The organism is Nocardia acididurans (genome assembly GCF_016741815.1).
Lineage (GTDB): Bacteria > Actinomycetota > Actinomycetes > Mycobacteriales > Mycobacteriaceae > Nocardia > Nocardia acididurans.
Genome location: NZ_JAERRJ010000006.1, coordinates 412,486 through 439,366 on the forward strand (window position 1 = coordinate 412,486; position 26,881 = coordinate 439,366).

The window sequence follows — 26,881 nt, forward strand, 5'->3', positions numbered from 1 at the left end:
GTAGCCGCAGTAGTCACAGTCAGGTTACGGCATCGTAGGTTACGGTGCCGTCGGTGCTGATTTATTACCCCTACCACCAGCGCTGGAGGCTGGTCGCGGCCCTTCGATGGTCGGGCAGCCGCAGCCCTTGGGGCCGGGCAGTCGCAGCCTTTGGGGCCGGGCAGTCGCAGCCTTTGGGGCCGGGCAGTCGCAGCCTTTGGGGCCGGGCAGTCGCAGCCTTTGGGGCCGGGCAGTCGCAGCCTTTGGGGCCGGGCAGCCGCAGCCTTTGGGGCCGGGCAGTCGCAGCCTTTGGGGCCGGGCAGCCACAGCCTTTTGGGGCCGGGCAGCCACAGCCCGCTGGGGGCCGGGCGCAGCCCTATGGGGGTTTGGGGGCTTAGCCCCCACCCCCTCTTTCCTGCTCTCAGAGCAGATCGAGCAGGAACGGTAGTTCCTGTGCCGCGTACCAGGCCAGCTGGTGGTCTTCCGCGTCACCCAGCACGAATTCGGCGTCGGGATCGCCCATATCCGCCGCGTCGATGACATCCACTGCCTTGGAGACCTCGGACTCCGCCTCCGCGAGATCCACGTGCACCGAGGCGATGCGGTCGTAGGGGATCGGTGCGGACAGCCGCACCACCGCGTCGTCCAGATCGGGCCGCAATGTCACCCCGTCCACATCGGCGGCGATGACCGCGCGCCGGAAGACGGGTCCGCGTGGGGCCGAATCGGATTCGCCGGCGTCGGCGGATTCGTCCACCGCCGCCTGCTCCTCGGCCAGCAGCCGCAGCGACGCCCGCGCGGCTTCCGCCATCGCGACCTCCGCGAGCTCCTCGTCGTCCCCGGAGGCGTACGCCTCGCGCAGCGCCGGCGTCACCGCGAACGCGGTGTCGTTGAGCGCGCGGATCTCCCGTTCGGCGACGAGCTCCCGCAGCATCGGCACCGTCGCCGGTACATATACGCGCAGCTTCTTCGACACGGCGGACGACTCACTGGACGCAGGCACCGAGCATCTCCTCCATCGACTCGTGCACCGACGCGGTCAGCACCGCGATATCCGCCATCGCGTCGCGATCGGCGTTGAGCCCGTAGAACACCCGCCCGTCATAGGACGTGAGGCCGAAACTCAATGCCTGATTGCGCAGCAGCGGCGACACCGGGTACATCTCCAGCATCCGCGCGCCGCCGATGAACATCGGCTGCTGCGGACCCGGCGCGTTGGTGATCACCAGATTGAACGTGTGTTCTGCGAAGGTACTCGCAGATCGCACGCTCATGGCATGCAGGCTCGCCGGAGCGAATCCGGCCATGTGCACCAGGGTGCGCGCCCGCACCCCGCGCTGATGCCGCGAGTGCGCCTCGGTGGCGTGTTTGATGTGCGAGATGCGGATGACCGGATTCGGTTCGCCCACAGGCAGATCCAAGATCAGCGAATGCACTTCGGAGGCCGGTTTCAGCTCCCCGTGCGGCCCGTCCGCGTACACCGACATGGGCACGATCGCGCGCAGCGTGTCGGATTCGGTGAGGATCTCGCCGCGCGAGAGCAGCCAGTTGCGCAGCGCCCCGGTGACCACGGCGAGGATCACGTCGTTGATGGAGCAGTCGAATCTCTTGCGGATCTTGCGGTAGTCCTCGAGGTCGGTGCGCACCACCTCGAACCGCCGGTTACGCGAGGTCCGGGTGTTCAGGGGGCTGTCCGGCGCGCCGATGGCCGCCGCCCGCACCATGGACACCATCTTGCGCACGGCCTTGCCCGTGGCGTCGATGAGCGCGAACGCCTCCGCGCTGTGCTGCCGCGCCACCTCCAGCGCCTCGCGCGGCTGGGTCGCCAGATGCAGCAGCGCCCCCACCAGCAACTCCACATCGGCGGGTTCGCGATGCGCCCGCCAGGCGTCGTCGGCGACCTCGCGCGGCGCGGCCGACGTGTCCAGGATCACATGCCCGATCTCGAGGGCGGAGTCGCCGTCCACGAGCGCCGAATGCGTCTTGGTGAAGATCGCGCACCGGCCTTCGGAGAGCCCTTCCACGAGGTACATCTCCCACAGCGGGCGGCTGCTGTCGAGCGGCCTGGACGCCAGCCGCGCGACCAGGTCGAGCAGCTGATCGTCATTGCCCGGCTCGGGCAGCGCGGACCGCCGGATGTGATAGGTGATGTCGAAATGCGCGTCGTCCACCCAGACCGGGCGGCCCAGCGCGAACGGGATCTCCCGCACCTTGTGCCGATACCGCGGCACCAGCGGCAATCGTGCTTCGACCAGCGCTATGAGCCGGTCGTAATCCAGTGGCCCGCGCCCCGAATTCCCCTTCGGAACGGGATTGCGCAGGATGGCCAGAGATCCGATGTGCATCGGGTTACTGCTCGACTCGAGCCGATAGAACGACGCGTCCTGCGGCGTCAGTCTCGTGATCACGCTGCCTGCTACTCCCTGATCCCTCGCCTGCGGCCCGCACATGCGTTTGAACAACACATCCCCTGCCGAGCGTCGGCGTACGGCGGCAAGCGCCGGTTGTAGGGCAAGCTATCGCAATCCGATCACCCGGGGAATGAGTCAGAGCGGCACTGCCCGCACTCGCACCGTCATCGGTGCCCCGCGGCTCGGCAGTGCGGGCGCAAGCCTCCGCGCGCCGAACCCCCTACATCGTACTTCAGGGGTTGTGAAACAGGTTCTCCAGCAAACGGATTCGCTGAGGGGCTGCGCGCTCCCCCGGATGGCCCGGCGCGGACCCGCCGCAATGGGTACAGTGCGATCGGGAGGATCGTGGGGGCGAAGACTCTGCGACCCGCGTGAGCTGGCCCATTGCCTGTGCACCTACGCACCTACGATGGGCTGCGCACTACCATGGCAATTGGTTGCGCACCCGCGCGCGCCCAGCCCGCCCAGGCGGGTGCGACAGACGACCACCGACCAGAGGACTGACAAGACCCGTGCCTGCGCTGACGCTTTCGAGGTTGCTACGGATTGGTGAGGGTCGCACGGTCAAGCGGCTTGCGCACCTGGCGGATGAAGTCATTGCCCTGGACGAGGAGTTCGCGGCCCTCTCCGACGCGGAGCTGCAGGCCAAGACCGACGAGTTCAAGCAGCGCTACGCCGACGGCGAAAGCCTGGACGAGCTGCTGCTGGAGGCGTTCGCGACGGCGCGTGAGGCGTCCTGGCGCGTGCTGAACCAGAAGCACTACAAGGTGCAGATCATGGGTGGCGCGGCCCTGCACATCGGCAACGTCTCCGAGATGAAGACCGGTGAGGGCAAGACCCTGACCTGTGTGCTGCCCGCCTATCTGAACGCCCTCTCCGGCGAGGGCGTGCACGTGGTCACGGTGAACGACTACCTGGCCAAGCGCGACGGCGAGTGGATGGGCCGCGTGCACCGCTTCCTCGGTCTCGAGGTCGGCACCATCCTGTCCGGTATGACCCCGGCCGAGCGCCGTGTGGCCTACAGCGCCGACATCACCTACGGCACGAACAACGAGTTCGGCTTCGACTACCTGCGCGACAACATGACCCACTCGCTGGACGATCTGGTTCAGCGCGGGCACAACTTCGCCATCGTCGACGAGGTCGACTCCATCCTCATCGACGAGGCGCGTACGCCGCTCATCATCTCGGGTCCGGCCGACGCCTCCTCGAAGTGGTACGCCGAATTCGCGCGCATCGCACCGCTGCTGAAGAAGGACCTGCACTACGAGGTCGACATCAAGAAGCGCACCATCGGTGTGCACGAGGCGGGCGTCGAATTCGTCGAGGATCAGCTCGGCATCGACAACCTGTACGAGGCCGCGAACTCGCCGCTGGTCAGCTACCTGAACAACGCCATCAAGGCCAAGGAGCTCTACACCCGCGACAAGGACTACATCGTCCGCGACGGTGAAGTGATCATCGTCGACGAGTTCACCGGCCGCATCCTGGTGGGCCGCCGCTACAACGAGGGCATGCACCAGGCCATCGAGGCCAAAGAGGGCGTGGAGATCCAGCCGGAGAACCAGACCCTCGCGACCATCACGCTGCAGAACTACTTCCGCCTCTACGACAAGCTGTCCGGCATGACCGGTACGGCCGAGACGGAAGCCGCCGAACTGCATCAGACCTACGGCCTCGGCGTGGTCCCGATCCCGACCAACAAGCCGATGATCCGCGCCGACCAGTCGGACCTGATCTACAAGACCGAGGAGGCCAAGTACGCCGCGGTCGCCGACGACATCGTGGAACGCCACGAGAAGGGCCAGCCGGTGCTGGTCGGCACCACCTCGGTCGAGCGCTCGGAGTACCTGTCCAAGCAGCTGACCAAGCGCGGCGTCCCGCACTCGGTGCTCAACGCCAAGTTCCACGAGCAGGAAGCGCAGATCGTCGCCGAGGCCGGTCGGCCCGGCGCGGTCACCGTCGCCACCAATATGGCCGGTCGTGGTACCGACATCGTGCTCGGCGGCAACCCCGACATCATCGCCGACCTGGTGCTGCGCAAGCAGGGCCTGGACCCGGTCAACACTCCCGACGAGTACCAGGCGCAGTGGCTGCCCACCCTGGAGCGCGTCAAGGAGCAGACCGAGGAGGACGCCGAGGCCGTGCGCGAGGCCGGCGGCCTCTACGTGCTCGGCACCGAGCGTCACGAGTCGCGGCGTATCGACAACCAGCTGCGCGGTCGTTCCGGCCGTCAGGGCGATCCGGGCGAGTCCCGCTTCTACCTGTCGCTGGGCGACGAGCTCATGCGGCGCTTCAACGGCGCGGCGCTCGAGTCGATCATGACCCGGCTGAACCTGCCCGACGATGTGCCGATCGAAGCCAAGATGGTCTCGCGCGCCATCAAGTCCGCGCAGACCCAGGTCGAGCAGCAGAACTTCGAGATCCGCAAGAACGTCCTCAAGTACGACGAGGTCATGAACCAGCAGCGCACGGTGATCTACGCCGAGCGCGGCCGCATCCTCGCGGGCGAGGATATGGAGGGCCAGGTCCAGGAGATGATCACCGACGTGATCACCGCCTACGTCAACGGCGCCACCGCCGAGGGCTACGTCGAGGACTGGGATCTCGCCAAGCTGTGGGGCGCGCTCAAGACCCTGTACCCGATCGGCCTGGACTACAAGGATCTCACCGGCGAGACCGACGACGGCGAGATCGGCGAGCTCACCCGCGAGGATCTGCTCGACGCCGTCCTCGACGACGCGCACGCCCGCTACGAGGGCCGCGAATCCGAGATCGACGGCCTCGCCGGCGACGGCAGCATGCGCAACCTCGAGCGTCAGATCCTGCTGTCCGTGCTGGACCGCAAGTGGCGTGAGCACCTCTACGAGATGGACTACCTCAAGGAGGGCATCGGCCTGCGCGCCATGGCCCAGCGCGACCCGCTGGTCGAATACCAGCGCGAGGGCTTCGACATGTTCGCCGCCATGCTGGACGGCCTGAAGGAGGAGTCGGTCGGCTTCCTGTTCAACCTGCAGGTCGAGGTGCAGCAGCCGCAGCCCGCCGGCGTCCAGGTGGCCGCCGGTCTGCAGTCGCCGGTCGGCAACCGCCCGCAGCTCACCAAGGAAGACGCCCCCGTCGCCAACGGCGCTCCGGCGGCGTTGCGCGCCAAGGGAATCGACGAGTCCGGCCCGCGCGGCCTGTCCTACTCCGGCCCCGACGAGGGCGGCCGCGCGGCCGTCCACAGCGATGCCGAGGAGTACGGCTCCGACAACGCCTCCGGCGCCACCCGCCGTGAGCGTCGCGAGGCCGCCCGCTCCCAGGCCAAGCCGGACCGCGCGCCGAAGTCCAAGCGCCGCCGCTGATTTCGAGCACCTGATGCGGGCACCCGGGCGAAATGCCCGGGTGCCCGCAGTGTTTCAGCTGGGCCTGTCCCGTCTGAAGATCGCGGTGTAGGCGCGGGGGACCGTCGCGAGGATCAGGCTGGTGAGGGGAGCCGGCAGGGGAGTGCGGATCGGGTGGTCGAGATGGGTCCACATCTCGTACCTGTCGATCATCCCGAAGCGCTTGGCGGGCACCACCTCGTAGTCGATCCGGCCGATCTGCCAGTTCTCGGCGTCGCGGATCACATACCGGTGTGACCAGGTGCCGGTGCATTCGATCGTGGCCAGCAGCTGGTCGTTCTCGTCGTGCAGGGCGAAGGTGGGCCTGGTCCTCGTGCCCTGGGTGATCCTGCCGACGCCCACGATATGGCTGACGCCCCTGAATCGGACGACGCGTTCGGTGACCGTGTGGATCAGCGCGTCGTGCTCGTCGCGAAATTCGACGGTCAGGTCGGTCTTGCGTTCCAGCCAGCGGTAGTCGATGGGCACCACCGATCCGAGTGCCACGTCGTGGTGGTCGGTAACGGTCCACCGGTGGTGTTCCAGGAGTTCGGCCTTGTGCCGGAACACCAGCGCTCGTTCCGTGAGCAGTTTCGGGTTGACCGAAACCTCCTGTGTCGGTGAGGTTCTCACCGGCAGCGGCTGGGTGAGATGGGTCCAGCGGTACCCGTCCCACCAGCGCAGGCAGGCGCCGTGCGGATACCAGCCTGCGGAGGGCAGCGGCTGCGTCATGCATTCAGGGTAGGAAGCCGCGGCCCGGCTCCCCACCCACCGCAGGGGTGGAAATCCCGCACCTCCCGCGGCTTTCCCTGCTTACTTGCCGAGGTGCCGGTAGCGGTGGATGGACAGCGGCAGAAATACCGCGATCAGCGCCAGCGGCCAGACGACCGCCATGAGCATGGCGTGCTCGGCGATCCAGCTGCCGTCGTCGCCGGTCGGATTGCCGAACAGTTCACGCACGGCGGAGGTGGTGGAGGACAACGGATTCCAGGCCGCGATGACTCCGAGCCACGCGGGCATGGTGGCGATCGGGATGAACGGATTGGCCAGGAAGCCGATCGGGAACTCGAGAGTGCGGATGCCGGTCACGGCCTCCGGGTCGGCGTGGAAGACCAGTCCGAGATAGACGCCGATCCACAGAAACGCGAAGCGCAGCAGTAGAAGCAGCCCCACCGCCGCGGCGCTCGCGCCGAGCCCGCGTCCCGGCTCCCAGCCGATCGCCAGACCGCAGAGGATGAGCACGGCGAGGGCGACAGCGGAATTGAGCATATCGGCCAGCGCCCGCCCCGCGACCACCGCCGAGGCCGACATCGGCATCGACCGGAATCGATCCGTAATGCCCCGCGCCGCATCGGAACTCACCGCCACCATGGTGGTGCCGATGCCGAACACCATGGTCATGGCGAACATCCCCGGTAGCAGGAACTCCCGATAGTCACCCCCGCCCGGCACGTTCATCGCGCCACCGAGCAGATACCCGAACATGAGCACGATCATGATCGGGAAGAGCAGTGTATTGGCGATGACGGCCCCGGGCCTGCGCCGCCAGTGCGCCAGATCGCGCCCCGCGACGGTGCAGGCGTCGGCTACGGCCCAGCGCAGCCGCCTGAGTCGGGAGGGAGTGTCCGACAATGGAATCGGTGTGCCGGTGTACGAGGGGGCGGAGGCTGCGGCAGTCATGGGTGTCCTGTTCGTCGGTGCGGATGGTGGGGGAGGGGCCGGCTTTGTGCTCAGGCGATTGCCTCCACGTCGCGGCGCGCATCGGTCAGGTGCAGGAAGACCTCGTCCAGGGTGGGCCGCCGCAGAGCCAGGTCTTCGACCGGAATGCCGCTGTCGCGCAATGTATTCGCGATATCGGTCAGGTCGGCGACCGGATCCGCGGCCGGCGCCCCGACCCGTCGGGTGTCGGCGTCGACGGTGGGTTCCGCGTGCAGCCTGGTCCGCATCATCTCCGCCGTGGCGGCCAGATCGGCGCTGTCGCGCACGACCACGTCGATCCGGTCCCCGCCCAGCCGGGATTTGAGTTCGTGCGGGCTGCCGGTGGCGATCACCCGGCCGTGGTCCACCACCGAGACGCGGGCCGAAAGCTGGTCCGCCTCTTCGAGATACTGCGTGGTGAGCAGGACGGTGGTCCCCGCGGCGACCAGTCCGCGCACGGCATCCCACACCTGATTCCGGTTCTGCGGGTCGAGTCCGGTGGTCGGCTCGTCGAGGAACAGCACCGCCGGTGCGGTGAGGAATCCGGCGGCCAGGTCCAGCCGCCGCCGCATGCCGCCGGAGTACTGCTCGATTGGTTTGTCGCCGGTATCGGCGAGCCCGAACCACTCCAGCAGTTCGTCCGCCCGCTTCCGGGCGCGGGCGGCTCCGAGGTGGTGCAGTTTCCCGAACAGCACCAGGTTCTGCCGCCCCGACAGCGCCTCGTCCACCGCCGCGTACTGCCCCACCAGCCCGATGCGCTGCCGCACGCGGGCGGCGTCGCGCACCGCGTCGAATCCGGCCACTTCGATCCGCCCGGAATCCGGCCGCGCCAGCGTCGCCAGCATCCGCACCGCCGTGGTCTTGCCCGCGCCGTTGGGTCCGAGCAGGCCGTAGACCATGCCCTCGGGGACCGTCAGGTCGAATCCCGCCAGGGCCGCCTTGCTGCCGTAACGCTTGTACACCCGATCGCACACGATCACGTCGCTCACTGCGGCTCCAAACTCTCTACAACGTAAGTAGTTCGAGAATGGGATACGTTGTAAAGAGTTGTCAACCCCGAATTGCGACCGAATCGGAGAGGATGTCCGCATGGACTACAGCGGCAGCGGCGACCCCCAGCGCACCATCGAACTGCTGTGGGGACTCCCGGCCAAGCCCCGGCGCGGCCCCAAACCCAAACTCACCGTGGACGACATCGCCGCGACCGCCATCCGCCTGGCCGATACCGACGGACTCGCCGCCGTGACGCTGCGCCGGGTCGCCGAGGAGCTGGGCGTCACCGCCATGTCCCTGTACGGCTACGTTCCCAGCAAGGCCGAACTCCTCGACCTCATCGCCGACCGCGTGCTGCGGAACTATCCCGGGCCCGATTCCGACGCGACGCCCGCCGTCGGCTGGCGACCCCGCCTGGAATCCATCGCCCGCGCGAATTGGTCGCTGTACCTGGCACATCCGTGGCTGCTGCAGATCGCGGCCAGCCGTCCCGTCCCCGGCCCCAACCTCACCGCGAAATACGATTACGAGCTCACCGCCGTCGACGGGCTCGGCCTCGCGGACACCGATATGGACCTGATCATCGCGTTGATCAACGATTATGTGCGCGGCGCCGCCCGCACCGCCGTGGACGCCGCCCGCGCCGAAGCCGAAACCGGCAGCACCGATCAGCAGTGGTGGGAGGCCATCGGGCCCGCGCTCGCGCAGGCGGCCGACCCGGCGCGATTCCCGGTCGCCAGCCGCGTGGGCAGTGCGGCGGGCGCGGAATACGGCAGCGCCGTGGACCCCGCCCGCGCCTTCGAATTCGGCCTGCGCCGCCTGCTCGACGGGCTGGAGCGTTTCATCGACGACCCGAATCGCTGAGCGGCCGTGCGCATTTCGGCCGCGAACCGATCCGGACTCAGTCCAGGTTGACCGATTCGCCCCAGTAGCGCGGATCCCAGTTGATGAGGATCATCCCGGCCACGCTGCCCGCGCAGCTGCCGCAGGAGTTCACATTGATGTGACTGTCCACATCGACGTCACCGTCGAGGACGGCGCGCGTCGAAAGCCATACGGCCCGCAGGTACATGGTGCCCGGTCTGCCGCAGCGGACGCATTCGGGCAGGGGGGCTCCGGCGTCGTTGCGGCCGATCCGCACCTCGGGGGTCACCGGTGCGCCGGGGCCGAGCAGGTCATCGAGGAGCGGCGAAAAATCTCTGCGCTCATGGTCTTCCACGGCGGAAGATTACCGATTTCCGGATGCTCCCGCAGCACTTCCGATCCCGGTCAGGTGACGGTGGTGGATTGCCCGCGGAACCAGGGGTCGTTGGAATTCACGGCCACCAGCAGCCGGCGGATGGCCTCCACGCGGCGTTGTTTGCCGGGGAGATTGTCGAGCGCGCATTCCGGATCGGCGGGCGGGCCGAGGTGGGTGCAGCCGCGCGGGCAGTCCTCGATGGCGTCGGCGAGGTCGGAGAAGGCCTTGATGACATCGTCGGCGGTGATGTGGGCCAGGCCGAACGAGCGCACGCCGGGGGTGTCGATCACCCAGCCGCCGTCGGGCAGATGCAGCGCCACGGACTGCGTGGAGGTGTGCCGGCCCTTGCCGACACCGGAGACATCGCCCACGGCCCGATCCGCCTCGGGCACAAGGCGATTCACGAGCGTGGACTTGCCGACACCGGAGTGCCCGATGAGCGCGGTGAGACTGTCGTCGAGAATGCCGAGCACCGGTTCGAGCGGATCGTCGATACCGCCGTAGACGATGGTGAGATCCAAATCCTCGAAATCGGAGGCGAATTCGGATTCAGCGGCGAGATCGTGTTTGGTGAGGCACAGAATCGGTTGCAGCCCACCGACATACGCGGCCACCATGGCGCGCTCCACGAATCCGGTGCGCGGCGGCGGATCGGCGAGGGCCACCACGATGAACAGTTTCTCGGCATTGGCGACCACGACCCGTTCGAACGGATCGGTGTCATCGGCGGTGCGGCGCAACACCGTTCGGCGGTCGGCGACGCGGACGATGCGGGCCAGGGTGTCCGGCTTTCCGGACAGATCCCCGACCACATCCACCTGATCGCCCACCACGATCGGGGTGCGCCCGAGTTCGCGGGCGCGCATGGCCACGATGCGGCGTTCCGGATCGTCGTCGAGCACGCAGCCCCAGCGGCCGCGATCCACCGAAACCACCATGGCCTGTTCGGCATCCAGATGCTGGGGCCGGGTCTTGGTGCGGGGCCGCGTGCCCTTGCCCGGGCGCACCCGGACATCGGACTCGTCGTACTCGCGGCGCCTCAGCGGTCCGCTCCCAGCATTCCCTCCCACAGGGCGACGAAGTCGGGGAGGGTCTTGGCGGTGGTGCCGATGTCCTCGATCTCCACGCCCGGCACGACGAGCCCGAGAATCGCTCCGGCCGTTGCCATCCGGTGATCGGCGTAGGAGTGCCACCTGCCGCCCGACAGCGGCGACGGCTCGATGATGAGCCCGTCCTCGGTCTCGGTGACCTTGCCGCCGAGCCGGTTGATCTCGGTGGAAAGCGCTGCGAGCCGGTCGGTCTCGTGCCCGCGCAGGTGCGCGATGCCGCGCAGTCGCGACGGCGAATCGGCGAGCGCGGCCAGCGCGGCCACGGTCGGGGTCAGCTCGCCCACATCGTGCAGGTCGATATCGATACCCGCCAGGCGCTCCGGCCCGCGCACGGTGAGCACGCCGTCGAAGATGCGCGCCTCCGCGCCCATGCGCACCAGGATCTCGCGGATCACATCACCGGGCTGGGTGGTGTAGCGCGGCCAGTGCGGGATGCTCACCTCGCCGCCGGTGACCGCGGCCGCGGCCAGGAACGGCGTGGCGTTCGACAGATCCGGCTCGACCTCCCAGTCCACCGCGCGGATGACGCCGGGGGCCACCGTCCAGGTCTGCGGCTTGCGCGGATCGCTGGGGGAGTCCACCCGCACATCGGCCTGGCGCAGCATCTGCACGGTCATCTCGATATGCGGCATGGACGGCAGCGGCGCGCCCTCGTGATGCACGGTGATGCCCTGCTCGAACCGCGCCGCCGACAGCAGCAGGCCCGACACGAACTGCGAGGACCCGGACGCGTCGATGGTGACCGCCCCGCCCAGCAGTGATCCGGTGCCGTGCACGACGAAAGGCAGTGCGTCCCCGTCGATATCCACGCCCAGATTGCGCAGCGCCCCCAGGATGGTGCCCAGCGGCCGCACCCGCGCCTGCTCGTCACCGTCGAAGGCGACGTCCCCGCGCGCCAGCGCCGCCACCGGCGGCACGAACCGCATGACCGTCCCCGCGAGCCCGCAGTCCACCACCCCGCTGGTGAACTCCTTCGGCGGGGTCACGGTGAGCTCGTCGCCGTCCCCTTCGATGGAGGTGCCCAGCGCCTGCAGAGCCGCGATCATCAGATTGGTGTCGCGGCTGCGCAGCGCGCCGCTGATGGTGGACGGCTGATCGGCCAGAGCGGCGAGGATCAGCGCCCGGTTGGTAATCGATTTGGACCCGGGCAGGGTCACGGTCGCGGTCACGGGAGCTTGGACATGGGGCGCGGGCCAGAAAGTCACCAGGCAATCATCCCAAATGACCCGACTCGGTAGGGCGGCCATGCCTCACCTGGGCCGGAGAAAAAGAATTCGCACCGCCCGCAGGGGTTGCGGGCGGTGCGGTTCAGATCTGTGCGGGCCGCTGGAAGGGGCGGTGCCGTGCCTGCGGCGGCCGCCGGAAGGGGCGGCGCCCTACTTGTGGCGGCCGTGCAGGAACGGCACGATCTTGCGCAGCAGCTTCATGGTGGAGTCGGTGCGGCTGTACGACAGCAGCGCCATACCCGGAATCGTGAAGCGCTGCACCGCGATCGAATGCGGCCGCGAGAATTCCAGCAGGCCCGGCGCACCGTGGATGCGGCCGATGCCCGAATCCTGGCTGCCGCCGAACGGCAGCCCGGAGATGGCGGCGAAGCCGAGCACCGAGTTCACCGACGTCGCGCCGACCTTCAGCCGGCGGGCGATCTCCAGGCCGTTCTTCTTCGAGTACACCGCCGACCCCAGCCCGAAGGTGCTGTTGTTGGCCAGTTGCACGGCCTCGTCCACGCCGTTGACGGTCTTGATGGTCACGGTCGGGCCGAAGGTCTCCTCGGTCACCGCGGCCGAGGACTCGTCGGCGTCCACGATGATCACCGGCTCGATGAACGGGCCCTTGATCGACTCCACGCCGCCGAGCACGGCCTTGCCGCCGTTCTTCAGCGCGTCCTCGATGTGGCGGCGCACGATGTCGATCTGGCTGGGCATGGTCATCGGGCCGTAGCTGGCCTTGTCGCCCGAGCCCGGCTTCACATCGGTGAGGATGCGCTTGACCTCGGCGATGAACGCGTCGGCCACCGACTTGTCGACGTACACGCGCTCGACGCCCGCGCAGGTCTGCCCGCTGTTGGCGGTCGCGCCCCAGGCCACGGCGTCGGCGGCGGCCTTGATGTCGGCGTCGGCGGCCACGATCACCGCGTCCTTGCCGCCGCATTCCAGCAGCACCGGGGTGAGCGTGTCGGAGGCCGAGGCCATGATCTTCTTGCCGGTCGCGGCGGACCCGGTGAACGCCACCTTGTCCACGCCCGCGCGCACCAGCGCGGCACCGGTCGCGCCGAAGCCGTTGATGGTGATGAACACGCCGTCCGGCAGTTCCGGATTCGCCTCGGCGAAGCACTTGGCCACGAAATTGCCGATGCCCGTGGAGAATTCGCTGGGCTTGAACACCACGGCGTTACCGGCGGCGAGCGCGTAGGCGATGGAGCCGTTCGGCGTGTAGACCGGGTAGTTCCACGGCCCGATGATGCCGACGACACCGAGCGGGCGCTGTTCGAGATGCGCGGAGAAGTTGGCCATCAGCGCGCCGGGCGCGATCTTCTTGGGCTTGAGCACCTTCTCGGCATTGGAGGCGGCCCATTTGATGTGCTCGAGCGCGAGCATGAGTTCGAGGAAGGCGTCGTCGACCGGCTTGCCGTTCTCGGCGTGGATGAGCTCGCACAATTCGTCGGACTTGGCGACCAGCTTCGAACTCCAGCGCAGCAGATGCCGCTTGCGCTCGGCGAAGGTCAGCGCACCCCAGGTGGCGGACGCGACCCGGGCCTTGGCCACGGCCGCGCGCACCGCGTCCTCGTCATCGATCGTGTAGGTCGCGAGCACCTCGCCGGTGGCGGGATTGACGGAGGTCAGTGTGTCCCGCTCGATGGAAGCGGCGGTGTCGGTTGCAGACATGGTTGGCGGCATCCCCTAATGAGAGTGTGATGAGACGAACGTCTCACACTGCCGAACTGAAGTCAATTGCCCTCACATGTTCGGCCACTATCCATATCTTCGGTCATAACGGGCTTCTGTCGGTGCTCGGTGGCAGCATGGTCGTCATGTGCGGTAGGTATGCGACCACGACGAATCCCGCCAAGCTGGCCGTCGAACTCGATGCCATCGACGAGACGGACGATACGGGCTTCAACCCCAACTACAACGTGGCACCCACGAACCAGGTGCTCACGGTGGTGGAGCGGCACGACCGCGACCACCCGGAAGATCCGGCGACCCTGCGTATCCGGGCCATGCGCTGGGGGCTCATCCCGGTCTGGACCAAGGCCGCCGAACCCGGCGTCCCCGTGAAGGGCAAACCCCTGTTCAACGCGCGCGCCGACAAGGCCGCGACCACCGCGTCCTTCCGCGACGCGGTGAAGAAGCGGCGCTGCCTGGTCCCCATGGACGGCTGGTACGAGTGGATCACCGAAACCGACGGCAATGGAAAAGCCGTCAAGAAGCCCTATTTCATGTCCCGCGCCGACGGCGGCAGGCTCTACATGGCCGGCCTCTGGTCGGTCTGGCGCGACCGTAGCCAGGGCGACGCGGCCCAGCCGCTGCTCTCCTGCACGATCCTCACCACCGATGCCGTCGGCGACCTCACCAAGGTCCACGACCGTATGCCGCTACCCATGCCCCAGGAGCACTGGGACGCCTGGCTCGACCCCGACCACCCCGCCCCCGCGGAACTCCTGGAAACCCCCACCCCCGAATCGGTTTCGGACATCCTGCTCCGCCCGGTGCCCACGCTGGTGAACAGCATCAAGAACAACGGCCCCGAGCTCCTGGACCATGTGAAGGACGAGGCCGAGCAGATCAGCCTGCTCTGACGACCGACGACAGTGCCCCGGTGCGCGGGCACCGGGGCACTGGTCTGCAGGACTTCAGGTTTCAGGGGGGTTCGGGGGCGAAGCCCCTGAGAGGCCGGGAGAGTCTCACACACTGCACTTCACGGACGGCAGGGCGAAGTTCAAGCCGCACTTGAGAAGTCCCGCGACAGTGTCGATCACCTTGGTGGCAACCCCACCACCGAGGCTTTCGGCCTTCTCCTGGTTCTTGTCCTTCTTCTGCTCCGAACCCGGTGCGTCAGGCGCGAGCGGGTAGTTCGGGTTCTTCGCCGGGACCACCGACACCACCTCCGGCGCCGCATTCGCGGTGGCGACCGTCAGCGGTCCGGATCCCAGCGCCAGTAGCAACGCTCCGGACACCGCGACCACACCGATACGAAAACGCTGATGGGGGGACATAACCGCATCACATCCTCGGGTCGAACGAATCAGGCCCGACAAGTAACGCACACATCCGGCGCGAACCCTCGGATCCGCGCCGGACGGGCCGCGTCACGCCTTCGTTTCGACCCCGATCCAGGTCTCGGCTTCGGTCTCGGCCTCGGATTTGGCCGCCTGCGACTGGATGCCGCCCGCGGTGCGCAACGGCACTTCCTTCCAGAACAGCACCAGCACGAACGCGATGATCGCGAGCAGCGACGCCGACAGGAACACGGTGCCCATGGCGTCGGCGAAGCCGACCTTGAACGGCCGCGCCAGTTCCGGGCTCAGCTGCTGGATGACCGAACTGTCCGCCAGCACCTTCTCCGCCGCCGAATGATCCTGCGCCACCAGGCCGTTGGCCAGCGCGGCGTCCACCGGATTCGAGCTGTGCGTGCCCTGCGCCACGGCCTGCTGGAACGCCGGCTGTGTCGCCGCCGCCTGCAGTTCGCCGGTGATGTTCGGCGTCACCTGCGCGAACAGGATGGACAGGAACACCGCGACGCCCAGCGTGCCGCCGATCTGCCGGAAGAAGGTGGCGGCCGCGGTGGACACGCCCATGTCCTGCGGCGGCAGCGCGTTCTGGATGGCCAGGGTCAGCGGCTGCATGAGGTTGCCGAGGCCCAGACCGGTGATCAGCATGTACAGCATGGTCACCGCCAGCGGTGTATCCGGCGTGATGAAGTGCAGCAGGAACAGTCCCAGCACCACCAGCGCCGAACCGATCACCGGGAACGCCCGGTACCGGCCGGTGCGCGAGATGAGCTGACCGGCGATCACCGAGGCCACCATCATGCCCACCACCAGCGGCAGCATCTGCATACCGGCCAGTGTCGGGCTCGCGCCCCGCACCACCTGCAGGTACTGCGGCAGCAGGGTGATGCCGCCGAACATGGCCGCGCCCACCACGATCGAGATGACCACGCCCAGGGCGAAGGTGGAGTTCTTGAACATGCGCAGCGGAATCAGCGCGGCGTCACCGAGTTTCGCCTCCACGGCCACGAAGCCGAGCAGGCCGATCACACCGACGACGTAGCAGCTCAGGGATGCCGCACTGCCCCAACCCCATTCGCGCCCCTGCTCGGCGACCACCAGCAGCGGCACCAGGCCGACGGCCATGAACAGCACGCCGAACCAGTCCACGGTCTGCTTGGGCCGGTCCTGCTTGGGCAGTCGCAGCACCTTCGACACGACGGCCAGCGCGATCATGCCCAGCGGCACGTTCACCAGGAACACCCAGCGCCAGCCGGAGATGCCGAAGATCTGATCCTGCCCGGCGAGCACACCGCCGAGCACCGGCCCGACCACGCTGGAGGTGCCGAACACGGCCAGGAAGTACCCCTGGTAGCGGGCGCGTTCCCGCGGCGACACCATATCGCCGAGGATGGTCAGCGCCAGCGACATCAGACCGCCCGCGCCCAGGCCCTGGAAGGCCCGGAACGCCGCCAGCTGGTACATGGACTGGGAGAACGTGCACAGCAGTGAGCCGACCACGAACAGTGTGATGGCGGTCAGATAGAACGGCTTGCGGCCGTACATATCCGAGAGTTTTCCGTACAGCGGCGTGGAGAGGGTCGCGGTGATCAGGTAGGCGGTGGTCACCCATGCCTGCATCGAATAGCCCTGCAGGTCATCGGCGATGGTGCGGATGGAGGTCGACACGATGGTCTGGTCGAGCGCGCCCAGCAGCATGCCGAGCAGCAGGCCGCTGAGCACGACCATGATCTGCCTGTGTGTGAAGCCTGCCGGGGAATCTGTGTCGTTCTGTGCTGTTGTCGTCACGAATTGCTCTCTGCCTTATCGGTTTTCGAGAAGAAGGGCGGGTTGGCGGTGAGATCGGCGAGCAGTTGCTGCCGGGTGATCTCGTAGCCGTCCACGAAGCGGAGCAGTAGTCCGGCGAAGACCTCGCGTTCCGCGGGCGCCCAGTCGGCCAGGATCTGCTGCAGTCCGCGATTGCGTCGTACGCGCATCTCGGCGGCGACCTCGCGGCCGAAGTCGGTCACGGCCAGCACGCTGGCGCGGCCGTCGTCCGGGTCGGCGCGGCGTTCCAGTACGCCGCGTTTGACGAGGGTGGCGGCCTGCCTGCTGATGGTCGAGGCATCCGAGTAGAGGGCGTCCGCGAGTGCGCCCGACCGCATCGGCCCGGCCTGCAGCAGCTGGAACAGGATCGAGAAGGCGGCGGGTTCGATCTCGCCGTGCGAGGCGGCGACGATCTGCGCGGTGGTGCGGTCGCGCAGTTTGCCGAGTCGCCCGATCTGGTAGCCGACGCGATCGAGCAGTTCTTCGGCGATAGGGCTGGTCGCCGGGTCGTCGGTCACGGTGGACATCTCCTTGTATCGGTCAACTACTTGTAGCAATCAACTAGTTGTACGACGCAAGTATGTCCAGATACTTGATCTATGGCAAGTAGTTATCCGGAGGTGGTGTCTCAGCTCACCGCGAACCCGGGTCAGCCCACCGCGACAGCCGCGGTCACCGCACCCGTCAACCGCACCAGGTCCGCCGGATCCAGCTCGATCTCCAGCCCGCGCTTACCCGCGCTGCACAGCACCCGATCCCATTGCAACGCCGACTCGTCGATCACCGTCGGTAACCGCTTCTTCTGCCCCAGCGGCGAAATCCCGCCCAGCACATAGCCTGTCGTGCGTTCGGCCTTCGCCTTGTCCGCCATCGCGGCCTTCCCGCCCCCGAGCGCGGCGGCGGCCGCCTTCAACGACAGCGTGGTCGGCACCGGCAGGACCGCGACGGCCAGCCCGCCCGACCCGAGCTCGATCACCAGCGTCTTGAAGATCTGCGCACCCGTCACCCCGAGCTCCTCGGCCAGCGCTTCCACGGCCTCCACGCCATAGGAATCACTGCGCGGATCGTGCGTGTACGAGTGCACCCGATGATCAACCTTCGCCTGCACGAGCGTCCTGATCGCCGGGGTCGAAGCAGCTGCCATGAGCTCACCTTAAACACCGGCCGCAACCGCTTTTCGGGTCGAGGCGGGAACAGGGGGAGCGTTCGGTCTGTTGCATGCGATGCGCGCGCCAACCAAGTACGGAGACATTCTCGAGGAGGAACCGGTGACCGTTCTGGTCGAAGAACGACCGCCCATGCCGGCGCCCATCGCCGTCGCCCCGACCGCCGGTTTCCTGGCGCGTAGTCCCTTCGCGGTAGATTCAATTGCTACGGCGATCGAAGGGATAAGCGTGACGAGCGACGACGACATGGCAGTCGATCGCCTGCGCGATGACGACAACTCGGGCACGAGTGAGGGCATCGACGCCGGTGACGACCTAGCCGATGAGTACGAGGCCGGAGAGGCCGACGAAACAGGTGCGCGCAGCAACGAATCCGCCGCCGAACTGGCCGCGCGCTTCGAGCGCGACGCACTGCCGCTACTGGACCAGCTCTACGGCGCGGCCCTGCGCATGACCCGCAACCCGGCCGACGCCGAGGATCTCGTCCAGGAGACCTTCGCCAAGGCCTACCAGGGATTCCGTTCCTTCCGCGAGGGCACCAACCTGCGCGCGTGGCTGTACCGGATCCTCACCAACACCTACATCAACTCGTATCGGAAGAAGCAGCGCCAGCCCGCGCAGTATCCGACCGACGAGATCACCGACTGGCAGCTGGCCTCCACCGCCGAGCACACCTCCACGGGTCTGCGCTCGGCCGAGATGGAAGCCCTGGAAGCGCTGCCGGACGACGACATCAAGGCGGCCCTGCAGGAACTCCCCGAGGAGTTCCGGATGGCGGTGTACTACGCCGACGTCGAGGGCTTCCCCTACAAGGAAATCGCCGAGATCATGGGGACTCCCATCGGCACCGTCATGTCCCGGTTGCACCGTGGCCGCAAGCAGCTCAAGGGGCTGCTGGCCGACGTGGCGCGGGAACGCGGATTCAACCGATCGGGCAGCGCGCGTCAGGAGGTAACCCAGTGAGCGACGACATGGAAGATCTGGACTGCTCGGCGGTCCTCGCCGATGTGTGGCTGCTGCTGGACAACGAGTGCGACCAGGATGCCAAGGCCCGGCTCGAGGAGCACATCAACCGGTGCTCTCCGTGCATCGAGGCCTACGGTCTGGAGGAGAAGCTCAAGTCGCTGCTGAACCGCAAGTGCGGCGGGGAACGCGCCCCCGACTCGCTGCGGGCGCGGCTCACTGTGGAGATTCGAACGAGTTTCACCAGTGTCGAGACCGACTGATCGTGACGACTGATTTCGTGAGGTGCGGGTAACTCACCGGGTACGTCCAGAATCGGTGTGGCACCTGGCCGGTGGCACGGGTGCGAGACCGATAACGGCACTCGGCCGCCCGCTGAAGTCGCGGAGAGGCGGAACTGCACGAGCGGCACAGTTTCCATCCGGAAACTCGTGCCGCTCAGTGCATTCGGAGCTACTCGCTGAGCTCAGGCGTTCGGCCGCTTGCCGTGGTTGGCGCCGTTCTTGCGGCGGCTACGCTTCTTACGTCCACGCTTACCCATAGGTAATCCTCCTTCTCGTTTCGAGGCATTCTTTCACGTGTGGTTGGCTGTACCTTCATCGGTACAAGGTCAACGGAAAGCTAGGGGTCTCATGGCTGAGGAAGTGCTCGCGGAGATGGTCTCCACCGTCTTCCAGATCGTCGCCAGCGTGGGCGACGAGGTGAAGGAGGGCGACCCGCTGGTGATCCTCGAGTCCATGAAGATGGAGATCCCCGTGCTCGCCGAGACCGCGGGCACCGTCACCGCCATCAATGTCAAGCCCGGTGACGTGATCCAGAAGGACGACCTGATCGCCGTCATCAGCTGATCCACGCCGGATCATCCGCCGATCCCGCCACATTCAGACCTGCCGGTCGGCGCGTGTGCGCGCCACCCTCCCGAGCATGGGAACATACACCCGACGTGGGTGCAGAGGAGCGTGGGTGAATGTCGACATTGAGTGATCTGCTGGCCGAACACACCGATCTACCGGGTGCGGCCGTCGATCATCTGCAGCGGGTGGTCGGGGACTGGCAGCTACTGGCCGATCTGTCCTTCGCGGACCTGCTGCTCTGGGTGGGCACCGGCCCCATCGCCGACGGCGCGGACATCGTCTGCGTCTCCCAGTGCCGCCCCACCACCGCGCCCACCGTGCACCCTGAGGACCTCGTCGGCTCCCTCGCCCCGCGCGACGCCTTCCCGCAGATCTACGAGGCCCTGCGCACCGGCGAGATCGTCCGCGTGGAAACCGACACCGAGACCACGGGCGTCTACCACCCGCATCCGGTGCACGCCATCCGCGAGGCCATCCCGGTCCGCGTCGGCGACGACGTGATCGCAATCCTGGGCCGCGACACCGACATTCAGCGTCGCCGGGGCCGCTCCAGCCTGGAGATCGCCTACATGTCGTGTGCCGACGACCTCTGCCAGATGGTCGCCGACGGCACCTGGCCGGCCCTGGAGGACCGCACCGGCTCGCACTCCAGCCCCCGCGCGGGCGACGGTTTCATCCGCCTCGACACCGAAGGCACCGTCGTCTACGCCAGCCCCAACGCTTTATCGGCCTATCACCGCATGGGTCTGCAGAACGATCTGGTCGGCCAGGACCTCGCCCTGACCACCCGCTCCCTCATCACCGACCCCTTCGACGCGCAGGAGGTGGTCGGCGACATCCAAGCCGCCCTGGCCGGAAAGGCCGGGCGCAGAATGGAAGTCGAGGCCCGTGGCGCGACGGTGCTGCTCCGCACGCTGGTCCTGCGCCCGCACGGTGAACTCGGCGGCGCGGCGGTGCTGGTCCGCGACGTGACCGAGGTGAAGCGCCGCGACCGCGCCCTGCTCTCCAAGGACGCGACCATCCGCGAGATCCACCACCGCGTGAAGAACAACCTCCAAACGGTGGCGGCCCTGCTGCGGTTGCAGGCCCGCCGCACCGAGAACGAAGAGGCCCGCCTGGCGCTGACCGAATCGGTGCGCCGGGTCACCTCCATCGCCTCGGTCCACGAAATGCTCTCCATGTCGGTGGACGAGGAAGTCGATCTCGACGAGGTGGTCGACCGCCTGCTCCCGATCATGGCCGACGTGGCGACGGTCCACACCGCCCGCATCAAGGTCCGCCGCGCGGGTTCCCTCGGCGTCTTCTCCGCCGAACGCGCCACGCCCCTTGTCATGGTCCTCACAGAACTCGTCCAGAATGCGATCGAGCACGCCTTCGACGCCGGCGAAAACGGTGTGGTCACAATCCGTTCCGAGCGCTCGGCCCGCTGGCTCGATGTCATCATCAGCGACGACGGCCGCGGTCTCCCCGAAGGTTTCTCCCTCGAAGCCTCCGACCGCCTCGGCCTGCAGATCGTCCGAACCCTGGTAACCGCCGAACTGGGCGGCTCCATCGGCCTCCACCCCGGCGCGGACGTAGGCACCGACGCCGTACTCCGAGTCCCCCTCGGCCGCCGCTCCGCCCGCTGATATTCAGCCCCCACCGCACCGAATTTCTGCGCCCGCTCATTAGTTCGAAACCCCAATCCCGTTCAACGGAATTGTTTTCTTGCCGAGACAAACCTCACGAAACCGTTTATCCTTGCGGGTTCGGCCATAAGCCGGAGCGCTTATTCGCCGCTCCGAAAGGTTTGTCGGCGTCGCCGACGAACCCGCGAAAGGCCGTTGTCGGGGGTCGGAGGTCAACCCGCGAAAGGCCGTTGTCGGGGTCGCCGACGAACCCGCGAAAGACCGTTGTCGGGGTCGTAGGCGAACCCGCGAAAGGCCGTTGTTCGGGGTCGTAGGCGAACCCGCGAAAGACCGTTGTTCGGGGTCCGGGGCGGAGCCCCGAGAGTTCCTGGGGGTTCGGGGGCGAAGCCCCTGAGAGACTCGAGAGAGTCCCCTTTTACACACAGAAGCCCGGCACCATGTGGTGCCGGGCCGAATTGCGTTCGGGCCGAGGGCTGGATTCGGCCTGAACGCCTGTCGTCAGCTGGTTAGACGACGGTGCGGGTACGGGTGCGCGCGTTGCGACGCTTCAGCGCGCGACGCTCGTCTTCGCTCATACCACCCCAAACGCCGGCATCCTGACCCGACTTGAGGGCCCAGGACAGGCAATCGGCGGTTACGGGGCAGCGAGCGCAGACCAGCTTGGCATCGGCAATCTGCGCGAGCGCAGGACCACTGTTACCCACCGGGAAGAACAGCTCGGGGTCCTCGTCGCGACAGATGGCCTTGTGGCGCCAGTCCATTCCTCTGCTCCTTTGCTTGGGCGCGCGCATGGCGCTGCCCCTCGGGTTTGTGGTCCGTTCACTTGTGCGACTCGAATGTTTCCGCACGGTTGCTTGTGAATGCTTTCACGAACACCGTAGATGTCAATAGATGTCCGGTGCACCGTGGGGAAGCTCACGCTGTAAGGCCCCTACATGGGGAGCCTGCCGTGTCATTTGTACTCGGTCGAGCGGGTTTTCGCAGCACAACAGCGATTGTTCTCAGGTGTGTCGGGCCCGCTACGGCTTCGGCGCGACCACATCGAGGATATCCGGAACCGCTGTGAAATTCACCATGTTGCGCTGCCCGATGAAGTCGCCGTCGATTTGCAACCCGATCGGCTGCTCACTCGTGATCTTGACGGCGGGCACGTCGTCTTCGCGAAACAAATTGTGTCCCTTGGGATTTCCGTTCGGGGACAGCAACTGGCGGGCGATGTCGAGGGTTGCGAAGACGCTCATGGTGCGCATGGCAAACACCCCGAGACCGGTTTCGAATGCGGTGCCGGGGTTGGTGATCACCGGCGTGTTGTCGAGATACGTCCACGGGCTGGCGTTGGTCACGAATGCGTAATGCACCTCCGTGACCGGTTCGTGACCTGGAATCTCCAAGCGCACCTGCGGTTCCCGCCGCTTGTTGCGGAAGAACTGTTTCACCGTGGTGCGCAGATACCGTGCGGGAGTAGCGGCTTTGCCGTTCGCGCGCTTGGCGTCGATGGCCTCGCACACGTCCGCGTCGAGTCCCACGCCCGCGCTGAAGCAGAACCAGCGGTCGTCGGCGAGCCCGAGCCCGATGCGCCGATCGCCGAGCCCGGTATTCGGTTCCCCGTCGAGCGCGAGCAGATCGACGAGCTGATTGGTGGCGTCCACCGGATCCGGCGAAATGCCGAGCGACCGCGCGAACACATTCGCCGATCCGCCCGGAATCACCCCGAGCCGCGGCAGCCATTCCCGCGCGGGCTGCCCCGGCAGCGGCAGGAATCCGTTGATGGTCTCGTTCACGGTGCCGTCGCCGCCGTGCACCACGATCAGATCCATCCGGGTGTCGGCCGCCCACCGCGCCAATTCGGCCGCGTGTCCCCGGTGCTCGGTGTGCATGACCGTCAGCTGCGTCCGGCTCTCCAGCGCATGAGCGAGCAGATCGCGAGTGGCCGGAGTAGTCGAGGTGGCATTGGGATTCACGATCAGCAGCGTCCGCACGGTGCCTATTCTGCCTCCGCTTCGCTCCGGCGGGTTCGCGGCCCTGCCGCGAACTTGCGGTGAGCATCGGTCTCGTGCGGCAGTGCTGGTGAGGCCGAGAACGACGAGCGGTCGTAGGCTGGCCGGGTGGCTGAGCAGAACAGTGGAGGCGTTCCGGGCACCGTGCGAGCGGCCGGAGTGCTGGTCGCCCTGGAGGGCGCGATCGGGGTGACCGTGGCGATCGTGCTGATCGTGCGTGGTCTGACCGGTGCGGACCAGCATGTGGTGAACGGGTACGGGACCGCCGCATGGCTGGTGATCCTGGCCGGCGCCGTGCTGGCCGCGGGCGTCGCGCTCTATCTGGGCAAGCGCTGGGGGCGGGCGATCGCGGTGCTGGCGAACCTGCTGTTGCTGCCGCCGGCCTGGTACATGTTCACCTCGCATCAGCCGGTGTTCGGCATTCCGCTGGGTATCGCGGCCGTGGTCGCGCTGGGGCTGCTGTTCGCGCCGGCGTCGAGTCAGTGGATGGCCGCGGGCTACGACACCTCGGAATAGGGTCCGGTCGCTGCCGTGTGTGAGGCTTAGTGGCCGCTGAAAGCCCTGCTGACGGACTTTTGGTCAGATGTCCATGAAGGATGCGTCCCAGGCGTGCGGGAGCCGCTGAGACGCATCCTCGCGGTGCGGGCGGCGGCGCGGGCTCAGTCGTCGGCGTGCTCGGCCAGGCGGGGGAGGGCCGCGCCGGTGAGGCGGTAACCCACCCACTCGTCCTCGGGGCGCGCGCCGATGGACTCGTAGAAATCGATAGACGGGGTGTTCCACTTCAGGACCGACCAGTCGAGACGGGCGTAGCCCTGATCGACGGCCTCCTTGGCGAGGGTGGCCAGCAGCGTCTTGCCGAGCCCGCGGCCCCGCGCCTCCGGCTTCACGTACAGGTCCTCCAGGAAGATGCCGTGCACGCCCTCCCAGGTCGAGTAGTTGAGGAACCAGATCGCCATTCCCACCACGCCTTCGTCGCCGGGCCCCTCCGCGACATGCGCGTACAGCGCCGGTTTCGGGCCGAACAGCGCGAGGTGCAACTGCTCCGCGGTGAGATGGCACTCCTCCCGCAGCTTCTCGTACTCGGCGAGGTCGTAGACGAGTCCGACGAGAGCCGGAACGTCGGCGGGGGTGGCGCGGCGGATCATGGATCCCCTTTCACAGGTCGTCCAGGTGGGCAATCAGGTTGTGCGCCCGCAGCGTACGCGCGTCGTGATCATGACCCAGCACGCTCACCCCGGCCGTGGACATGAAGAACCGGCGGCCCTCACGCACCTCGAATTCCAGCCAGCGGGCGATCAGCGCGCGCGAGAAATGCCCGTGCCCGATGAGCACCACGTCCCGATTCCGCAGGGCCGGTTCGATACTCGCGAGGGCGCGGTCGGCGCGCGCGGTGATCTGCGCCGCGGTTTCACCGCCCGGGGTGACGCCGGTCCAGATGGTCCAGTCCGGGTCGGTCTCGCGGATCTGCTGGGTGGTCAGGCCCTCGTAGTCGCCGTAATCCCATTCCGAGAGGTCCTCGTCGGTGCGGTCGACGGTGAGCCCGGTGAGTTCGGCGGTGTGAGTGGCGCGCTGTCGGGGGCTGCTCACCACCAGGGGATCACGCAGGGCCAGTCCGTCGAGCACCTTGCCCGCGGCGCGGGCCTGGGCTTCGCCGTCGGCGGTGAGCGGGAGGTCGGTGCGGCCGGTGTGGCGGCGCGCCTGGGACCATTCGGTCTCACCGTGCCGGAGCAGAACCAACCGGAATTCGGGAGCGCTCATGTATCGATCATGCCGGACGGATCCGGGCGAACCGCGCATAGGGCGGATTCACGTGGCGGATCGGCATGTGGCGGATCAGCGCTGCGCGGCTCAGGAGGTGCGTTGTCCGGGGCCGAGGGCGTAGAGCTCGGTGCCGCGTCGCTCCAGAATGGTCGGGCCCACCGAGTTCAGGGTGATGGGCTCGTTGTGATAATTGGTGCGCTGCATGGGAATTCGCGCGGTCTGCGCGCCGGTGGTGGGATCCAGGGCGGCCAGCCCGTCCACCACGGGCACGAGCAGTTTGCCCGACATGAGGGTGGGCGTGCCCAGCACCCGGGGGATACCCCACAGCGGGTCGAAAGTGGTGGCGTTCAAGGCGACCAGGCTGTCGCCGGTGAACACGTAATACGCCGAACTCAAGTGCGAGACCACCGCGTTGTCGCTCAGCGGCCCCGAGAGCTGGTGTGTGGCAATGCGATTGCCGGAAAGGTCGTATACCGCGAATTGCGGTGCACTGCTTTGCGTTCCGGGCAGATAGAGCACGACTCGACTGTCCGACACCGCCAATACGCGCGCCCCGCTGACGGTGCCGCCCGGCTCGGTCAGCACATGCGAGCTGTATTCCTCGGGTGTGGTGCTGTCCTTGGGTGCCGGGTTCAGAATGGTGAGCCGGTCGGCGGTTTCTTTCGGGCACTGCTCCAGCACCGCGAGCCGGCTGGCCCCGGATGCCGCCGAGATCAATGTGCACCCGCTGCGCGGCTGGGTCCGCGGATTCACCGGCGCGTCCACATACCCGTATTCGAGGGTGCGCACGAGATCCGACCGCCACATCTCCAGCCGATCTTTGCCGAGCGCAAGCACATACGTGCCATCGGCCGACATCTTCACACTGTCGTCCATATAGCTGGACCGAGCCGTCAACCGCGCGCCGGTCTCCGCGTTCAACAGTGTCGTCTGACTGCATCCACGATCATCCCGATACGTGGCGATGACGGTCCCGAACTGGAACTCCACCCCGCACAACGGAATATCGCGCTGATACTTCCAAACCTGTTCCCCGCTCACCGGATTCCGCCCGGTGACGGTATTCCCCTCCGCCGTGACAGCCACCCCGCCGACCCCGATGGCCCGGAACGCGGCCCCATCGGCCGCATGCCACAGCTCGGAGTACGCCGTAGGCAACTGCTCGGGCGTGGGTGGCGGCGTCAGCGTCTCGGCCGCGGTGACCGACTGGGTCCCGCGCACCCCACTGTGCCACCAGACAACCGCTGCCGCGATCGCCACCAGAGCGGCGATCGCGACAGCGGTGAGAACATCGGCGCGCGTTCGCCGCTCGGGTGCGAGCACGATTGCGAGACTAACCGATTCCCGCGCCTACACCGAAGCCGCGACGGCAGCCCCGGCAGTTTCGGCCGCCCCCGCCGCCCGGCGAGCAGTCCGCCGAGGACGGCCGCTACCCGCAGCGGCCTCGGCCGCGACAGCGGCGGACCCGGCTGCCGCACCGGAGCCGTTCTCGGTGGCCTCCGGCGCACCGGCCTTGCGGCTGGCCGTCCGTCGACCACGACCCGGAGCCGCGGCCGTCTCGCCGGTGCCCGCGCCGGACTCCGCCGGGGCACCATCATCGTCCGCAACCGCTTCGGCCTTCTTTCGGCTGACACGCGCCTTCTTGACCGGCGTCTCCGCTGCCCCGGCATCGGCCGCGCCGGC

At 67.5% G+C, this 26,881-nt stretch carries 27 protein-coding genes; 8 read left to right on the forward strand and 19 right to left on the reverse strand.

Annotation, left to right across the window (positions count from 1 at the left end; translation table 11 throughout):
- Window positions 1–400: 400 nt before the first annotated feature.
- Window positions 401–913, reverse strand: a complete 513-nt coding sequence (locus tag JK358_RS17820) for a DUF6912 family protein (RefSeq protein WP_201948957.1) — start codon at window positions 911–913, stop codon at window positions 401–403.
- A gap of 52 nt (window positions 914–965) precedes the next feature.
- Complete coding sequence (locus JK358_RS17825; RefSeq protein WP_201948799.1) at window positions 966–2,387, reverse strand: WS/DGAT/MGAT family O-acyltransferase; 1,422 nt, start codon at window positions 2,385–2,387, stop codon at window positions 966–968.
- A gap of 515 nt (window positions 2,388–2,902) precedes the next feature.
- On the opposite strand from JK358_RS17825, the gene secA reads away from it, so the two are divergent.
- Window positions 2,903–5,734 (forward strand): preprotein translocase subunit SecA, encoded by a 2,832-nt coding sequence (secA, locus tag JK358_RS17830; RefSeq protein ID WP_201948800.1) that lies wholly within the window; start codon window positions 2,903–2,905, stop codon window positions 5,732–5,734.
- Window positions 5,735–5,788: 54 nt separating this feature from the next.
- On the opposite strand, the gene JK358_RS17835 is transcribed toward secA, so the two are convergent.
- The 3 genes from JK358_RS17835 to JK358_RS17845 all read right to left on the reverse strand — a co-directional run bounded on the left by JK358_RS17835 (window position 5,789) and on the right by JK358_RS17845 (window position 8,439).
- Complete coding sequence (locus tag JK358_RS17835) at window positions 5,789–6,484, reverse strand: DUF2510 domain-containing protein (protein WP_201948801.1); 696 nt, start codon at window positions 6,482–6,484, stop codon at window positions 5,789–5,791.
- 81 nt (window positions 6,485–6,565) lie between these two features.
- The gene (locus JK358_RS17840) at window positions 6,566–7,432 is read right to left on the reverse strand and encodes an ABC transporter permease (protein WP_201948802.1); all 867 of its coding nucleotides are present in this window, start codon (window positions 7,430–7,432) and stop codon (window positions 6,566–6,568) included.
- A 50-nt stretch (window positions 7,433–7,482) separates the two neighbouring features.
- The gene (locus JK358_RS17845; protein WP_307817595.1) at window positions 7,483–8,439 is read right to left on the reverse strand and encodes an ATP-binding cassette domain-containing protein; all 957 of its coding nucleotides are present in this window, start codon (window positions 8,437–8,439) and stop codon (window positions 7,483–7,485) included.
- Between the two features lie 100 nt (window positions 8,440–8,539).
- Between JK358_RS17845 and JK358_RS17850 the strand changes: the two genes are divergently transcribed.
- Window positions 8,540–9,307: a TetR/AcrR family transcriptional regulator gene (locus JK358_RS17850; protein ID WP_201948804.1), complete on the forward strand. Its 768-nt coding sequence runs from the start codon at window positions 8,540–8,542 to the stop codon at window positions 9,305–9,307.
- A gap of 37 nt (window positions 9,308–9,344) precedes the next feature.
- Here JK358_RS17850 and JK358_RS17855 read toward each other — a convergent pair whose 3' ends face one another.
- The 4 genes from JK358_RS17855 to JK358_RS17870 all read right to left on the reverse strand — a co-directional run bounded on the left by JK358_RS17855 (window position 9,345) and on the right by JK358_RS17870 (window position 13,677).
- Window positions 9,345–9,662 carry a hypothetical protein gene (locus JK358_RS17855; RefSeq protein WP_201948805.1) on the reverse strand — a complete coding sequence of 106 codons (318 nt, stop codon included), beginning with the start codon at window positions 9,660–9,662 and terminating at the stop codon, window positions 9,345–9,347.
- 50 nt (window positions 9,663–9,712) lie between these two features.
- Window positions 9,713–10,753: a ribosome small subunit-dependent GTPase A gene (rsgA, locus tag JK358_RS17860; protein WP_201948806.1), complete on the reverse strand. Its 1,041-nt coding sequence runs from the start codon at window positions 10,751–10,753 to the stop codon at window positions 9,713–9,715.
- On the reverse strand, window positions 10,723–12,039 hold the full coding sequence (gene aroA / locus JK358_RS17865; protein WP_201948807.1) for a 3-phosphoshikimate 1-carboxyvinyltransferase: 1,317 nt from the start codon (window positions 12,037–12,039) through the stop codon (window positions 10,723–10,725). The genes rsgA and aroA overlap by 31 nt, the downstream gene beginning before the upstream one ends.
- 129 nt (window positions 12,040–12,168) lie before the next feature.
- Entirely contained in the window at window positions 12,169–13,677 is a 1,509-nt protein-coding gene (locus JK358_RS17870; RefSeq protein ID WP_201948808.1) for an aldehyde dehydrogenase family protein, read from the reverse strand.
- Between the two features lie 146 nt (window positions 13,678–13,823).
- Here JK358_RS17870 and JK358_RS17875 point away from each other — a divergent pair, with 146 nt between their 5' ends.
- A complete protein-coding gene (locus JK358_RS17875; RefSeq protein WP_201948809.1) occupies window positions 13,824–14,591 on the forward strand; it encodes an SOS response-associated peptidase in 768 nt (255 codons plus the stop codon).
- A 105-nt stretch (window positions 14,592–14,696) separates the two neighbouring features.
- Here JK358_RS17875 and JK358_RS17880 read toward each other — a convergent pair whose 3' ends face one another.
- The 4 genes from JK358_RS17880 to ybaK all read right to left on the reverse strand — a co-directional run bounded on the left by JK358_RS17880 (window position 14,697) and on the right by ybaK (window position 17,973).
- On the reverse strand, window positions 14,697–15,008 hold the full coding sequence (locus JK358_RS17880; RefSeq protein ID WP_201948810.1) for a hypothetical protein: 312 nt from the start codon (window positions 15,006–15,008) through the stop codon (window positions 14,697–14,699).
- A gap of 93 nt (window positions 15,009–15,101) precedes the next feature.
- Window positions 15,102–16,751 carry an MDR family MFS transporter gene (locus tag JK358_RS17885; RefSeq protein WP_201948958.1) on the reverse strand — a complete coding sequence of 550 codons (1,650 nt, stop codon included), beginning with the start codon at window positions 16,749–16,751 and terminating at the stop codon, window positions 15,102–15,104.
- Window positions 16,752–16,807: 56 nt separating this feature from the next.
- Complete coding sequence (locus JK358_RS17890; protein WP_201948811.1) at window positions 16,808–17,356, reverse strand: MarR family winged helix-turn-helix transcriptional regulator; 549 nt, start codon at window positions 17,354–17,356, stop codon at window positions 16,808–16,810.
- 122 nt (window positions 17,357–17,478) lie between these two features.
- Window positions 17,479–17,973 (reverse strand): Cys-tRNA(Pro) deacylase, encoded by a 495-nt coding sequence (gene ybaK / locus JK358_RS17895; protein ID WP_201948812.1) that lies wholly within the window; start codon window positions 17,971–17,973, stop codon window positions 17,479–17,481.
- 244 nt (window positions 17,974–18,217) lie between these two features.
- On the opposite strand from ybaK, the gene JK358_RS17900 reads away from it, so the two are divergent.
- Entirely contained in the window at window positions 18,218–18,958 is a 741-nt protein-coding gene (locus tag JK358_RS17900) for a sigma-70 family RNA polymerase sigma factor (protein WP_372440684.1), read from the forward strand.
- A gap of 8 nt (window positions 18,959–18,966) precedes the next feature.
- On the forward strand, window positions 18,967–19,221 hold the full coding sequence (gene rsrA, locus JK358_RS17905; RefSeq protein ID WP_201948960.1) for a mycothiol system anti-sigma-R factor: 255 nt from the start codon (window positions 18,967–18,969) through the stop codon (window positions 19,219–19,221).
- Window positions 19,222–19,424: 203 nt separating this feature from the next.
- Here rsrA and JK358_RS40670 read toward each other — a convergent pair whose 3' ends face one another.
- A complete protein-coding gene (locus JK358_RS40670) occupies window positions 19,425–19,499 on the reverse strand; it encodes a 50S ribosomal protein bL37 (protein ID WP_115061593.1) in 75 nt (24 codons plus the stop codon).
- Between the two features lie 91 nt (window positions 19,500–19,590).
- Here JK358_RS40670 and JK358_RS17910 point away from each other — a divergent pair, with 91 nt between their 5' ends.
- A complete protein-coding gene (locus JK358_RS17910; RefSeq protein WP_201948813.1) occupies window positions 19,591–19,806 on the forward strand; it encodes a biotin/lipoyl-binding carrier protein in 216 nt (71 codons plus the stop codon).
- Window positions 19,807–19,925: 119 nt separating this feature from the next.
- A complete protein-coding gene (locus JK358_RS17915) occupies window positions 19,926–21,440 on the forward strand; it encodes a sensor histidine kinase (RefSeq protein ID WP_201948814.1) in 1,515 nt (504 codons plus the stop codon).
- A 506-nt stretch (window positions 21,441–21,946) separates the two neighbouring features.
- On the opposite strand, the gene JK358_RS17920 is transcribed toward JK358_RS17915, so the two are convergent.
- Together JK358_RS17920 and JK358_RS17925 are read right to left on the reverse strand one after the other, a co-directional pair.
- Window positions 21,947–22,201: a WhiB family transcriptional regulator gene (locus JK358_RS17920; protein WP_011211115.1), complete on the reverse strand. Its 255-nt coding sequence runs from the start codon at window positions 22,199–22,201 to the stop codon at window positions 21,947–21,949.
- A 258-nt stretch (window positions 22,202–22,459) separates the two neighbouring features.
- A complete protein-coding gene (locus JK358_RS17925) occupies window positions 22,460–23,419 on the reverse strand; it encodes a diacylglycerol/lipid kinase family protein (RefSeq protein WP_201948815.1) in 960 nt (319 codons plus the stop codon).
- 126 nt (window positions 23,420–23,545) lie between these two features.
- Between JK358_RS17925 and JK358_RS17930 the strand changes: the two genes are divergently transcribed.
- A complete protein-coding gene (locus JK358_RS17930) occupies window positions 23,546–23,953 on the forward strand; it encodes a hypothetical protein (protein WP_201948816.1) in 408 nt (135 codons plus the stop codon).
- A 143-nt stretch (window positions 23,954–24,096) separates the two neighbouring features.
- Here the strand turns inward: JK358_RS17930 and JK358_RS17935 are convergent, their stop codons facing one another.
- The 3 genes from JK358_RS17935 to JK358_RS17945 all read right to left on the reverse strand — a co-directional run bounded on the left by JK358_RS17935 (window position 24,097) and on the right by JK358_RS17945 (window position 26,521).
- A complete protein-coding gene (locus JK358_RS17935; protein ID WP_201948817.1) occupies window positions 24,097–24,582 on the reverse strand; it encodes a GNAT family N-acetyltransferase in 486 nt (161 codons plus the stop codon).
- A 10-nt stretch (window positions 24,583–24,592) separates the two neighbouring features.
- Window positions 24,593–25,195 (reverse strand): acid phosphatase, encoded by a 603-nt coding sequence (locus JK358_RS17940; RefSeq protein ID WP_201948818.1) that lies wholly within the window; start codon window positions 25,193–25,195, stop codon window positions 24,593–24,595.
- Window positions 25,196–25,285: 90 nt separating this feature from the next.
- Window positions 25,286–26,521: an Rv3212 family protein gene (locus JK358_RS17945; RefSeq protein WP_201948819.1), complete on the reverse strand. Its 1,236-nt coding sequence runs from the start codon at window positions 26,519–26,521 to the stop codon at window positions 25,286–25,288.
- Window positions 26,522–26,881 lie beyond the last annotated feature (360 nt).